We start from the raw sequence: 607 nt of genomic DNA on the forward strand, positions 1-607 counted from the left end.
CGGGGATCAGCGACATTCTCGAACCGCTCGCCGGCGGCTTCAGTGCCGCCCTGGCCGTCATCGTGCTCACCGTCCTGGTCCGCGCCGTGCTCATCCCCGTCGGGGTGTCCCAGGTCAGGGCAGGCATCACTCGGAAACGACTGGCCCCGAAGATCAAAGAGCTGCAGACGAAGTACAAGAAGCAGCCCGAACTCATGCAGCAGAAGCTCATGGAGCTGTACAAAGAGGAGAATGCCTCCCCCTTCGCCGGATGCCTGCCGGTGCTGGCACAGACCCCAGTGCTCATGGCCGTCTATGGCCTCTTCATCAATGCGACGATCGGCGGGCACGCCAATGAGCTGCTCGGGCATACGCTCTTCGGCCTGCCTCTCAACACGAGCTTCGTCAGACTGCTCGGCGCCGGCGATCTGACCGGCACCGCGATCACGGTCTACCTCATCCTCGTCGTCCTCATCGCCGTCGTCGCCGGGTTCTCCCGACACCTGCTCACCCCGGCCACACCCGAGACCCCGCCCGCTCCCCCGACGAAGACCGGGGCAGATGCTCCGGCGATGCCGGATCTGTCAGGAGTGATGAAGACCCTGAGCTTCATGCCCTTCCTCACCGC

The 607-nt window shown here is 64.7% G+C and carries 1 protein-coding gene; it reads left to right on the forward strand.

The window, feature by feature from the left end; genetic code table 11:
* Nucleotides 1-607, forward strand: a 607-nt coding sequence (locus IEV86_RS17530; RefSeq protein ID WP_188484839.1) for a YidC/Oxa1 family membrane protein insertase, incomplete at both ends; no start/stop codon positions are given.

This window comes from Cellulomonas carbonis (genome assembly GCF_014636275.1).
Lineage (GTDB): Bacteria > Actinomycetota > Actinomycetes > Actinomycetales > Cellulomonadaceae > Actinotalea > Actinotalea carbonis.